Here is a 12347-nt window from a genome sequence, read left to right on the forward strand (position 1 = left end):
CTGGGAACCTGTCAGAGAATGGGTTCCCGGTGCAATATAGAATGGTTTACGCCAGCTGCAGCCCGATTAGCTAAGGAATGGCCGTCATGCTGGAAAATTCATTCAGGCAAGCGTTGATAGCGTAGCGCGTAATTTCTCTGCACCACCGTAAAGAGCATGTCCACTAATCATATGCTCCGTGCCGTTAACCGTCGCCAGCAGCACAGGCACTCCTCGGATACCATGCTGATTCATAAGACGCTTCACTTTCGCGATCCTCTCGTCCGTGATATGCCGCAGCGCTTTATCGGTATCAAGCGCCAGAGTGACCCGTTCATGCTTTAACGCAAGGTTGTTTTTCCCGGCCCAGTCCTCAACGATATCACCCACCACGTCAGGTCTTGAGGTGTCTCGCCCCTCAACATAGCGGGCATGCTGTAGCGTATGAAGAAGATGTGTCTCGGCCGACGGGTTGATGTCACGAACCATGGTCAGAGCACGATTCATAAACGTCGAATCAAACCGCGTACCGCTCAGCAGAAGCTGATGATAGCGCTCGCTGAAAGGCTGCCCGGTGAGTGAAGCGATGCGCCGATCGTTAGACCAGGCGTACTCCGCCCATTCCGCGGTGATGTCCCGGGCTCCCTCATCGCTGAACAGCCCGCTGGGCATTAGCTCAAGTTTATCAGCGTGGTGCTGAGCAAGGTAACCCAGCGCCGGCGCGCTGGCGTAGCACCAGCCGCAAAGTGGATCAAATAAATACTGCAGTCTCTCAAAACGCATGTTGCCTCCTTCATAACGGAATAGCGCCATCATAATGCGTTCGAACCTCGTTAAATACGGGCATTCAGTAAATGCAGTGTTGCGTAAAATGAGCGAATGGCTTAAGCCGGTACACCCACGAATTTATTGTCTGACCGGTAGTCGTCATGACGTCTACCGGTACACGCTCATATTCAGCACCTTCAAACTGATCGAGTACATCCCAGTGATTATGCAAATTCGCTGAAGTGAAAATAAAACCCTGAACACGATTACCTGAGTCATCCAGCACGATCCCCGGATACCCCATCTCTGCACCCCAGCCTTTATTTAACAGAGACCCGCCCACGTGTCCTTCCTGCCACGACCCACCGATATTCTCAAGAATATGCGCATTAGGTCTGCCTGGACCGAGCGTCCCGTACACGAACAAACTTTCCATTATCCCTCCGATAACATGATGAAAATAAAATGGTTATTTGTTTCGATTTTGATTTTGGGACGAGGGCCTGACAAATCATTTGTTCTCACATCATGCGTGAATTATTATCACGCGTATGATGTTCGATCGCCTCCCACCCTTGCAAACGCTTCGGGCTTTTGAAGCCACTGCGCGGCTCTCCAGCATGACGCTGGCGGCAGCGGAGTTGCACGTCACGCACGGCGCGATAAGCCGGCAAATCCGGAAGCTCGAAGATCATCTGGGGATAAAGCTTTTTCACAGACTGACGCGACAGATAATCCTGACGGAGGAGGGGGCTGAATTCCACCCTGCGGTTACCCGCCTTCTGGGTGATTTAGTGAGAGAGTCCGAGCGTTTACGCGAAAGGAGCCCGGCAAAAAGTTTGCGTATCAGTACAACGGTTTCATTCGCCAGTAAGTGGTTGGCCCCGCGTCTCAGCCGTTTCAGGCAGCGGCATCCTGAACTCGATATTCAGCTGGATGTTACTGACATTAACGTGGATCTTAACGATGGTCAGGTCGATGCAGCAATTCGTTATGGCCGTGGTAATTATCGCGACGTCTGTTCTGAGCGAATCTTGAGTGAAACAGTCACCCCTGTCTGTAGCCCCGACTTTATTAAGGAACATAACGGTCTGAAAGAAATTAAGGATCTTTCAAACTGCGTGCTTCTTCATGAGTACAGAATGCTGGCGAACTGGGAGGCATGGTTTGAAATGGCCGGAGAAAACCATTTCAGCGGCCATCAGGGGACCTTATGGACGCTTGGCAGCATGGCGACCGAAGCCGCTATACGTGGCGAAGGCGTGGCTCTGGGACGGAGTGTGCTGATTGCAGATGATGTCGCTGCCGGAAGGCTTGTTGTTCCGTTTCCGCAATACAAACTTAAAGCAGAACGGGGATACGATTTAGTTTACCGTTTGGATAATAAGGATTCGTTTAAAATACGAACGCTGAAGCAATGGCTGTTCGAAGAAATAAGCCTGCTGAAAGATTAACAGGGAACCCTACAAACAGCTAAAAAAGCCGCAAGCAGTTATCTCCTTACGGCTTCGGAACAGGTAATGATTATTCTCGTAATCAGGCCGCTTTCACCGCTCTGATTTTTTTATCATCAACCTCATCGGCTGCTGTTTTATCTGCAACAATAGCGGCATTGAGATCGGGAAGCTTGCTGGTACGCAGAATATGCTGCACGGTCTCTTTCTGCTCGGCGAGATACAGTCCAAGATTTTCAGCCTGCGTTTCATCCATCTGCATTCCGCTTTGCAACAGCCAGTCGGTGAACGCGTCTGCCATATCGAGCAGCTTGTCGTGAGCGTCAGCCTCTTTCTTACTGGCAAATGTCATTTTCTCTTCACCTTTTCTTACGACAACAAATTTTGTTTCAACAGCCATTATGCGCACCTCATACTGTAATTATATACAGCGTAACAGCTCCGGGTTTATGTTGCAGCTAAAAAATGCTGACATTTCTAGCGGGCAGGGGGCTCATTCGAAAATCGTGCGCTGATCGCATCACGTTCATAGCCCTGCGGCTGGGTCAATATCTGGTATAAATCGGGGCGGCGACCGTGGATCCAGCGGCGACCGGTGCTCATGGCAAGCAGACTTAAATCCAGCTCAGCGCTCACCATCGCATCTTCAGCCGCCCAGGTTTCATTCACGATCCTTCCATATGGGTCGAGGATCATGGCATTCCCTGTGCGCACTTCGTCATCATCTGCACCCACACCGTTGCTGAAGAGAACAATTAATCCATTGTCATGTGCACGGGCAGGCAGCCAGCGCATGAGCCATTCCCGACCGCTTGCCCCTTTGAATGCGGCCGTAATTTCCTCCTTGCGCGTTTCCCGCTCCTCCCAGAGCGACAGCGGAATAGGCTTCATTCCGTGAGGGCTGCGGGAATCCGTACCGCCTGTTTGATGCGGTGCGAGAAGAATATCGGCACCCAGCAACGCCGTCGCGCGTACATTTTCGACCAGATTATTGTCCCAGCAAATCAATATGCCGACTTTCACTCCCCACGGCGTATCAAAAACGGTAAAGCTGTCCCCGCTGCTGATAGCCGGATGTTCAAAAGCATGGAGCTTACGGTGCGTATGCATTGAGCCGTCCGGCATACAGGCAACATACGCATTGTAGAGGCGGCCATCGTCGGCGCGTTCAATAAGACCGGCGCCAATAAGCATTTGATGTTTGATCGCCAGAGAGCGAATGAGCGTCAGGGAAGGGCTTTCAGCAATCGGCTCTGCCAGAGCTGATACCTCCGCTGAGGTGAGTTTGGGGACATGCCAGTAGCCGGTGATACACATTTCAGGGAAGGTGAGAATTTTCACCTGCTCAAGCGCCGCTTGCTCAATAAATTTCTCCATTATCAGCAGGTTGTATTTTTTATTATTAGCCTGATGCTGAAACTGTACGGTTGCCGCCTTTAAGGATTGATGTTCGTTCATGATGCGTCTCCAGTTGTTTTCGAAACTGAATTACATAACGCTTTCCAATAACTGTATAATCAAATCATTTCTGATTTTAATAACCATCTGGAATGCAAAATTGAACATCCGGTTGCTTAAAGCCTTTGTGGTACTGGCTGAAAAAGGGAACTATGCCGATGCGGCGCGGGTGCTGTTTATCTCGCAACCGGCATTGACCAAACAGATTAATCTCCTCGAATCTCAGGTGAATATGTCTCTTTTTTCACGAGGTCGTCACGGCGCAGTACTGACGGCCAACGGCAAACGTTTACTGCCAGAGGCTGAAAAAGTGGTCAGGCAAACCCAGTTATTTATGCAGCATGCTGAGCGGGTCTCAAAAGGGGTTGAAGGGCATATTGCCGTCGGGTTTGGTCTCTCAAGCTTTTATCTGGCACCACGCTGTATTGCAGACTTTCGTCGCGACTTCCCGGGAGTCGAGATGTCCTTGACGGATCTGCCTTCATTCCAGCAGTACGAGCAATTGCAAAATGATGAGCTACAGGTGGGATTTGTCAGGGTTCCGCCCCCCGTGGCGCTTGAATACCTGCCGTTATTTACCGATCGGCTGGTTCTGGTTGCGCCCGCCGCGTCGCCGACAATGTCTGTGGCTGAGTGGCTCGCGAAACGCCCTCTGTTGCGGCTTTATGATGAGCGGGGACGGGGTTTAAACGCACAGATTGACCGCTTCCTGCATGACAACGGTCTTTTCATCTCATCGACGCAACTGACTGACGATATACAAACTATCGTCGCGATGGTGGTTGCGGGGATCGGTGTGGCCATTCTGCCCACCAGCGTGACCCATATCGCGCCGCCGGAACTGGTGATTATTCCGCTAACGGGGGAGTCAATAAGCTGGGAGGTGGGCATCGCCTGGGACGCAAGCAGGGAGGATGTCATCCGTGACAATTTCATTGCTAGCGTAGCTGCTGCGTTTCCGGGCCACCCAGACTCCGCCGCCATGCGCCAGGCGCCTGACCATACTGACGCTTAAAGCTGCGGTTGAAGGACTGCTGTGAGTCAAAGCCCAGCGCGATCGCCACGTTCAGGATCGGTTCATCACTTTGAGCCAGCCGTTCGACCGATTTTTGCAGCTTTTGCGCGCGAATATACTCGGCGAGAGGGGAGCCAGTATGCTCTTTGAAGAGCCGCTGGAGGTGCCATTTTGAGTAACCGGATCGCCTGGCGACGGACTCAATGTCCAGACGGCTATCAAGGTTGTTGTCGATCCAGTCGAGTAAATCATGCATAAATGCGCCAGTGTTCATCTGGTTACCCTCATACCGCTCGTCTAAAAGTATCTTTGTCTGTTGCATTTAAAGGTTGGCTGGTTTTTACGTTAATTGCAAGTTTTATTGTTGCATTTAAGTCCTTGAGCGAAACGGCTCTTTTCCCTTCGACTCAAATAGCACATAAAGTGCAACAATTATTCTTGCACTTAGTTAAGCGCCTTCCTACAATCGCCGCGAATAGTGTATTCATTACTGTTACAGTTTTGTGGCGATGAACGGCACAAATGGCCTTAAGCCAGCTACCGGACAAAGGAAGTGGCGCGGCATCTCCTGCGGCGTCTTGTCCGGCGGCTACAATTATCGGAATAAAAATAATGAGCCTGCAAAAAACCTGGGGTAACTTTCATCTGAGCGCGCTGGGGGTAATGTTGCTCTCCGTGCTGCTCGTCGGATGCGATAACAGTGTCGCGCAAAACGCTGCGCCACCTGCGCCCGCCGTCAGCGCTGCTGACGTGGTTGTGAAATCCATTAGCCAGTGGGATAGCTTTAACGGTCGGATTGAGGCAGTGGAGAGCGTTCAGTTACGTCCGCGCGTCTCCGGTTACATTGATAAAGTGAATTACACCGATGGCCAGGAGGTGAAAAAGGGCGAGGTATTGTTCACCATTGATGACCGAACCTATCGTGCGGCGCTGGAGCAGGCGCAGGCGAACCTGGCGAGAGCCAAAACGCAGGCCAGCCTGGCACAAAGCGAGGCCAACCGTACCGATAAACTGGTCAATACCAACGTAGTCTCCCGTGAAGAATGGGAGCAGCGTCGTTCAGCTGCCACCCAGGCACAGGCCAACATTCGCGCCGCGCAGGCGGCGGTTGACGCCGCACAACTTAACCTGGATTTCACCAAAGTCACCGCGCCTATTGATGGCCGCGCCAGCCGGGCGCTGATCACCAGCGGTAATCTGGTGACTGCGGGAGACACCGCCAGCGTCCTCACCACGCTGGTCTCGCAGAAAACGGTTTACGTTTACTTTGACGTGGATGAGTCGACCTATCTTCACTACCAAAATCTGGCCCGCAGCGGGCAGGGGGCGTCCAGCAATCACATGGCGCTTCCGGTGGAGATTGGTCTGACGGGCGAGGAGGGTTATCCCCATCAGGGCAAAGTGGACTTCCTTGATAATCAGTTAACGCCGAGTACCGGCACCATCCGTATGCGCGCGCTGCTGGATAACGCGCAGCGTCAGTTCACGCCAGGGCTCTTTGCCCGCGTACGCCTGCCGGGCAGCGCGGAATTCAAAGCCACGCTGATCGACGACAAAGCGGTGCTGACCGATCAGGATCGCAAATACGTGTATATCGTGGATAAAGAGGGGAAAGCACAGCGTCGCGACATCACGCCGGGACGTCTGGCAGACGGTTTACGCATCGTGCGTCAAGGGCTGAACCCTGGCGATAAAGTCATCGTCGAGGGCTTACAAAAAGTGTTCATGCCGGGGATGCCGGTTAACGCGAAAACCGTTGCCATGACTACCAGCGCCGCCCTTAACTGATCCCTTACCTGAGAATCCGACCCATGGACTTTTCCCGTTTTTTCATCGACAGGCCCATTTTTGCCGCCGTCCTGTCGATTCTGATTTTTATCACAGGATTGATCGCCATCCCGCTGTTGCCGGTGAGCGAATATCCTGACGTTGTGCCGCCAAGCGTGCAGGTGCGCGCGGAATACCCGGGCGCCAACCCGAAAGTGATTGCCGAGACCGTGGCGACGCCGCTGGAAGAGGCGATCAACGGCGTTGAAAACATGATGTACATGAAGTCCGTTGCGGGCTCGGACGGCGTACTGGTGACCACCGTCACCTTCCGTCCGGGAACCGACCCGGATCAGGCGCAGGTACAGGTGCAAAACCGCGTCGCGCAGGCCGAGGCGCGCCTGCCGGAAGACGTGCGGCGTTTGGGGATTACCACCCAGAAACAGTCGCCAACGCTCACGCTGGTGGTGCATCTGTTTTCGCCCAACGGGAAATACGACTCCCTGTATATGCGTAACTACGCCACGCTGAAGGTGAAGGACGAGCTGGCGCGTCTGCCCGGCGTCGGCCAGATTCAGATTTTCGGCTCAGGCGAATACGCGATGCGCGTCTGGCTGGATCCTAACAAGGTGGCAGCCCGCGGGCTGACCGCATCGGACGTGGTCACGGCTATGCAGGAGCAGAACGTTCAGGTGTCCGCCGGGCAACTGGGTGCCGAGCCGCTGCCGAAAGAGAGTGATTTCCTGATCTCCATTAACGCCCAGGGGCGTCTGCATACTGAAGACGAGTTTGGCAATATTGTCCTGAAAACGACGCAGGACGGTACGGTTGTCCGCCTGCGCGACGTGGCGCGTATCGAAATGGGTTCCGGCAGCTATGCGCTGCGTTCCCAGCTTAACAATAAAGACGCGGTCGGGATTGGCATCTTCCAGTCTCCGGGGGCGAACGCCATTGATTTGTCTAACGCGGTGCGAGCCAAAATGGACGAACTGTCCACGCGTTTCCCTGCAGACATGAAGTGGGCGGCTCCTTACGATCCGACGGTCTTTGTGCGCGATTCGATTCGTGCTGTCGTACAAACGCTGCTGGAAGCGGTGGTGCTGGTGGTGCTGGTGGTGATTCTGTTCCTGCAAACCTGGCGCGCGTCGATCATTCCGTTGATCGCGGTGCCGGTTTCTGTCGTGGGGACGTTCAGCATTCTCTACCTGCTGGGCTTTTCACTAAACACCCTGAGCCTGTTCGGGCTGGTACTGGCTATCGGTATCGTGGTGGACGATGCCATCGTGGTGGTGGAAAACGTCGAGCGAAATATCGAAGAAGGGCTTGCTCCGCTTGCGGCGGCGCATCAGGCGATGCGTGAGGTTTCGGGGCCGATTATCGCGATTGCGCTGGTGTTGTGTGCGGTGTTTGTGCCGATGGCGTTCCTCTCAGGCGTCACCGGGCAGTTCTATAAGCAGTTTGCGGTGACGATCGCGATTTCGACGGTGATTTCCGCCATCAACTCGCTGACGCTTTCTCCGGCACTGGCGGCTCTGCTGTTAAAACCGCACGGCGCACCGAAGGATTTTCCGACCCGGCTTATTGACCGTCTGTTTGGCTGGATTTTCCGTCCGTTTAACCGCTTTTTCCACCGCAGCTCGAACGGTTATCAGGGGCTGGTGGGGAAAACGCTCGGACGACGCGGTGCGGTATTTGCGGTGTATCTGCTGCTGCTCTGTGCGGCGGGCGTGATGTTTAAAGCGGTGCCCGGCGGCTTTATTCCGACGCAGGACAAGCTGTACCTGATTGGCGGCGTGAAAATGCCGGAAGGTTCGTCGCTGGCGCGCACCGATGCGGTGATCCGCAAAATGAGCGAAATCGGGATGAATACTGAAGGTGTGGACTATGCGGTCGCGTTTCCGGGGCTGAATGCGCTGCAGTTCACCAACACGCCGAATACCGGGACGGTCTTCTTTGGCCTGAAGCCGTTCGACCAGCGCAAACATACTGCGGCGGAAATTAACGCTGAGATCAACGCAAAAATCGCGCAAATCCAGGAAGGCTTTGGCTTCTCCATCCTGCCACCGCCGATTTTAGGTCTGGGTCAGGGGTCGGGCTATTCGCTGTACATCCAGGATCGCGGTGGTCTGGGCTATGGCGCGCTGCAAAACGCGGTGAACACCATGTCCGGTGCGATTATGCAAACGCCGGGGATGCATTTCCCGATCTCAACGTACCAGGCTAACGTGCCGCAGCTGGACGTGCAGGTTGACCGCGATAAGGCGAAAGCGCAGGGCGTGTTGCTGACCGATCTTTTCGGTACGCTGCAGACCTATCTGGGTTCGTCGTACGTGAATGACTTCAACCAGTTCGGGCGTACCTGGCGCGTGATGGCGCAGGCTGACGGGCAGTTCCGCGACAGCGTGGAAGATATTGCTAATCTGCGCACCCGTAACAGCCAGGGCGAAATGGTGCCGATTGGCAGTATGGTGAAAATCACGACCACCTACGGGCCTGATCCGGTGATTCGCTACAATGGTTATCCGGCGGCGGACCTGATTGGTGATGCCGACCCGCGCGTGCTCTCATCAGCGCAGGCGATGACGCAGCTGGACGCGATGTCTAAGCAGATCCTGCCGAACGGGATGAATATTGAGTGGACGGATCTGAGCTTCCAGCAGGCCACCCAGGGCAATACGGCGCTGATCGTCTTCCCGGTCGCGGTACTGCTGGCGTTCCTGGTGCTGGCGGCGCTGTATGAAAGTTGGACGCTGCCGCTTGCGGTGATCCTCATCGTGCCGATGACCATGCTCTCCGCGCTGTTTGGCGTCTGGCTGACCGGGGGCGATAACAACGTCTTCGTGCAGGTGGGGCTGGTGGTACTGATGGGGCTGGCCTGTAAAAACGCGATTCTAATCGTGGAGTTTGCCCGTGAGCTGGAAATTCAGGGCAAAGGCATTATGGAAGCGGCGCTTGAGGCCTGTCGTCTGCGTTTACGTCCGATTGTGATGACCTCCATCGCCTTTATTGCCGGGACAATTCCGCTGATACTCGGTCATGGTGCGGGTGCGGAAGTGCGCGGCGTCACCGGGATCACCGTCTTCTCCGGGATGCTAGGCGTGACCCTGTTTGGTCTGTTCCTGACACCGGTGTTCTACGTGACGCTGCGTAAACTCGTGACGCGCGGTAAAGTGGAAAGGGAAGTGCTGCCTGCGTAAGGACATTGCAGATAATAAAAAACCGCCTTCACTGTGAAGGCGGTTTTTTTTCGTAAAAATTAATGGGCTTTTTTATACAGGGCGATAAGTTCAGGCACCGGATCGCACCCGCTGGTATCGGCTTTTTTGACCTCTTCCAGCGCGCTTGCCACAGTGTGGCGTGCTAATACCGCTAACGAAGCTTGCTCCGCTTCTTCGGAAATTGACTTGAAATACCAGCAGGCGTTAGCGCTGACTACGCAGCGAGCCGGTACGTCTGGACGCGACGCCCATAGCTTTTTATCTTCGATGACCGAAAGGTAGATGTCGCGCAGGGTGATCTCTTCCGGCGGGCGACCAAGATGAATAGAGCCGTTACGGCCAAGCGTTGAGACAATAATGCCATCACGCGTAAGCGGAACCATCAATTTGCGGATAAAGCTCGGGTTGGCTTCCAGGCCGTAGGCCAGAATGGCACTCGTCGAACGTTCACCCAATTGCTCCGCCATCGCTACGCTGAGAACCATCTGCAAAGCTGTCGGGAAGCGGTAATCTAACATTTCTCTTTCCTGGGTTGCGGTGAATCTTATTCTTTTTGGCACCGCAGAGGTGAATAATCAATGAGCAACAATATAACAAATACGGTCATTTTTTTGAAGCAATCTGCGGCATTCGTGATCGAACATTCTATTTTTTTCACCGCTTCACGCTTTTGTTCATCGCGATCCGATACAACTTGAGCGTGATCGGTGGTGAATGGACAAACCAAAGGCTACGTAATCAACACTTAATCAGAGAGAAAACCATGAGAAAAATCGTTTCGTTTGTTCATGTGTCGCTGGATGGTTTTGTCGCATCTAACGCTGAGGGGCAGGCGAGTCTGGACTGGATTTGCATAAGCCCCGATTTGTTTGAATACGTGGAGAAGCGGATTCAGCAGACCGACACCGCCCTATATGGGCGTACCACCTACCAGATGATGGAATCGTACTGGCCCACTGCTGCCGATAAGCCTGACGCCAGCCCGCATGACCTTGCGCATTCGCGTTGGTATAAATCTGCCAAAAAAGTGGTGTTGTCGAAAACGCTGTTGGAAAAAAATCACCCTAATACGCAAATTATCAGTAGCAACTTAAGCGACGAAATCAATAAGCTCAAGCAAAACGCGGGCAGCGAAATCTTATTGTTTGGTAGCCCCTCAGCGACTCACGCGCTAATGGCGGAAAACCTCATCGATGAATATTGGCTATTCGTCAATCCCGTTCTGCTGGGGCAAGGCATTCCCTTGTTCAAAAATATACAAGACAGAACCTCACTCATGTTGGTGAAGAGTCATATTTTCCCGTCGGGGGTAGTGTGCCTGCAATACGAGTTGAAACGAAATCGCTAAAGTAAGTTCCGCAAACACCTACTAAGTAGGTGTTTTGTCGGAATATTATGATTTACACTTTACCAAGCAGAATATTCAACATGCGACGCAATGGTTCCGCGGCTCCCCACAATAGCTGATCGCCTACCGTCAGGACCGAGTAGATAGGTTCATTGTTTAGCGACATTTTTTTGTAACGGCCAATACCCACCTTAAGCGAACCGCTGATATATGCAGGTGTTAGTGTGCTGATACTCTCAGCCTTGTTATTGGGCACATAGTTAACCCAAGGGTGGGAATTCATCACTAATTCTGCAAATTCCTCTTCGGGGACTTCACGCTTGAGCTTAAGGGTTATAGCAGCACTGTGGCAGCGGATTACGCCGACTCGTATGCATAAGCCGTTTACCGGGATCGTACCGGGAGACAGACCTAAAATTTTGTTCGTTTCAGCCTCACCTTTCCATTCTTCACGGCTATTGCCATCGCCTAAATCGCTGTCAATCCAGGGAATGATGCTGCCCATCAAAGGAGCACCGAAGTTCTGGGTCGGCATATCAGCGCTGTTAATCAACTCACTGACCTTGTTAACTAAAGGAAGCACTGAACCTGAGGACGCCAGCTCATCCGAAGATAAATGGTTACTTATGTAAGCACTTTGTGTGATTAATTCCCGTACATATTGTGCACCCGCACCCGATGCGGACTGATAGTTCATCACACTCATCCATTCGATCAAGTCAGCCTTTATCAACCCAGCCAGGCCCATAAGACTCAGCGTAATGGAACAGTTGCCACCGACAAAAAGCTTAATACCTTCTTTGATTGCTCGATCAATATTTGTGCGGTTGACGGGGTCGAGAATAATGCAGGCTTTCTCATCCATCCGCAACGCGGAGGCCGCGTCAATCCAGTAGCCTTGCCAGCCATGGTTAAGCAAAGCCGGGTAAACGGCTTTGGTATAATCCCCACCTTGACAGGTTATGATGATATCCATATCGGCCAGGGCACTCATGGAATTAGCATCTTTAAGCGTGTAGCTGACACCATTAATGACAGGACCAGCAGCACCTGCACTGGAGGTGCTGAAAAAATGTGCAGAAATATTGTCGAAGTCGTTCTCTTCAACCATTCGCTGTAGCAAAACAGAACCGACCATACCTCGCCAGCCAACAATACCAACTTGCTTCATTTGCTTAACCTTAATTACGTTATGAAAATGTTAATTTTCTTCGGGGCACGTTATATCTCATTCCATAATCAAGGTCATTATGAATTGCATTAGATTCCGGCAATATTAATATATTTCATGCGGCATCAGCATTTGTTATACCTTTGCTATATAAAGTGTCACCGCAACT

The 12347-nt window shown here is 52.8% G+C and carries 12 protein-coding genes; 5 read left to right on the forward strand and 7 right to left on the reverse strand.

Annotated elements, in window-relative coordinates; genetic code table 11:
* Positions 1-102 precede the first annotated feature (102 nt).
* Complete coding sequence (locus ACJ9Y9_RS10620; RefSeq protein WP_028017373.1) at positions 103-762, reverse strand: DsbA family protein; 660 nt, start codon at positions 760-762, stop codon at positions 103-105.
* A gap of 64 nt (positions 763-826) precedes the next feature.
* Positions 827-1183, reverse strand: a complete 357-nt coding sequence (locus ACJ9Y9_RS10625; RefSeq protein ID WP_028017374.1) for a gamma-glutamylcyclotransferase — start codon at positions 1181-1183, stop codon at positions 827-829.
* Positions 1184-1301: 118 nt separating this feature from the next.
* Between ACJ9Y9_RS10625 and gcvA the strand changes: the two genes are divergently transcribed.
* Complete coding sequence (gene gcvA / locus ACJ9Y9_RS10630; RefSeq protein WP_028017375.1) at positions 1302-2201, forward strand: transcriptional regulator GcvA; 900 nt, start codon at positions 1302-1304, stop codon at positions 2199-2201.
* Positions 2202-2283: 82 nt separating this feature from the next.
* Here gcvA and ACJ9Y9_RS10635 read toward each other — a convergent pair whose 3' ends face one another.
* Together ACJ9Y9_RS10635 and ACJ9Y9_RS10640 are read right to left on the reverse strand one after the other, a co-directional pair.
* Positions 2284-2601 (reverse strand): YebG family protein, encoded by a 318-nt coding sequence (locus tag ACJ9Y9_RS10635; protein ID WP_028017376.1) that lies wholly within the window; start codon positions 2599-2601, stop codon positions 2284-2286.
* 77 nt (positions 2602-2678) lie between these two features.
* Positions 2679-3659: a nitrilase family protein gene (locus ACJ9Y9_RS10640; protein ID WP_028017377.1), complete on the reverse strand. Its 981-nt coding sequence runs from the start codon at positions 3657-3659 to the stop codon at positions 2679-2681.
* Between the two features lie 100 nt (positions 3660-3759).
* Here ACJ9Y9_RS10640 and ACJ9Y9_RS10645 point away from each other — a divergent pair, with 100 nt between their 5' ends.
* On the forward strand, positions 3760-4674 hold the full coding sequence (locus tag ACJ9Y9_RS10645) for a LysR family transcriptional regulator (protein ID WP_200871035.1): 915 nt from the start codon (positions 3760-3762) through the stop codon (positions 4672-4674).
* Here ACJ9Y9_RS10645 and ACJ9Y9_RS10650 read toward each other — a convergent pair.
* The gene (locus ACJ9Y9_RS10650; RefSeq protein WP_028017378.1) at positions 4598-4948 is read right to left on the reverse strand and encodes a helix-turn-helix domain-containing protein; all 351 of its coding nucleotides are present in this window, start codon (positions 4946-4948) and stop codon (positions 4598-4600) included. The genes ACJ9Y9_RS10645 and ACJ9Y9_RS10650 overlap by 77 nt on opposite strands.
* 338 nt (positions 4949-5286) lie before the next feature.
* On the opposite strand from ACJ9Y9_RS10650, the gene ACJ9Y9_RS10655 reads away from it, so the two are divergent.
* Both ACJ9Y9_RS10655 and oqxB read left to right on the forward strand, forming a co-directional pair.
* A complete protein-coding gene (locus ACJ9Y9_RS10655) occupies positions 5287-6462 on the forward strand; it encodes an efflux RND transporter periplasmic adaptor subunit (RefSeq protein ID WP_028017379.1) in 1176 nt (391 codons plus the stop codon).
* Positions 6463-6485: 23 nt separating this feature from the next.
* Positions 6486-9638: a multidrug efflux RND transporter permease subunit OqxB gene (gene oqxB / locus ACJ9Y9_RS10660; RefSeq protein WP_028017380.1), complete on the forward strand. Its 3153-nt coding sequence runs from the start codon at positions 6486-6488 to the stop codon at positions 9636-9638.
* Positions 9639-9697: 59 nt separating this feature from the next.
* Here the strand turns inward: oqxB and ACJ9Y9_RS10665 are convergent, their stop codons facing one another.
* Positions 9698-10177 carry an Rrf2 family transcriptional regulator gene (locus tag ACJ9Y9_RS10665; RefSeq protein ID WP_028017381.1) on the reverse strand — a complete coding sequence of 160 codons (480 nt, stop codon included), beginning with the start codon at positions 10175-10177 and terminating at the stop codon, positions 9698-9700.
* 245 nt (positions 10178-10422) lie between these two features.
* Here ACJ9Y9_RS10665 and ACJ9Y9_RS10670 point away from each other — a divergent pair, with 245 nt between their 5' ends.
* Positions 10423-11007, forward strand: coding sequence for a dihydrofolate reductase family protein (locus tag ACJ9Y9_RS10670; protein WP_028017382.1), 585 nt, complete (start codon positions 10423-10425; stop codon positions 11005-11007).
* Between the two features lie 52 nt (positions 11008-11059).
* Here ACJ9Y9_RS10670 and asd read toward each other — a convergent pair whose 3' ends face one another.
* Positions 11060-12178, reverse strand: coding sequence for an aspartate-semialdehyde dehydrogenase (gene asd, locus ACJ9Y9_RS10675; RefSeq protein ID WP_028017383.1), 1119 nt, complete (start codon positions 12176-12178; stop codon positions 11060-11062).
* Positions 12179-12347 lie beyond the last annotated feature (169 nt).

This window comes from Enterobacter sp. CPE_E1241 (assembly GCF_045618265.1).
GTDB lineage: Bacteria > Pseudomonadota > Gammaproteobacteria > Enterobacterales > Enterobacteriaceae > Enterobacter > Enterobacter adelaidei.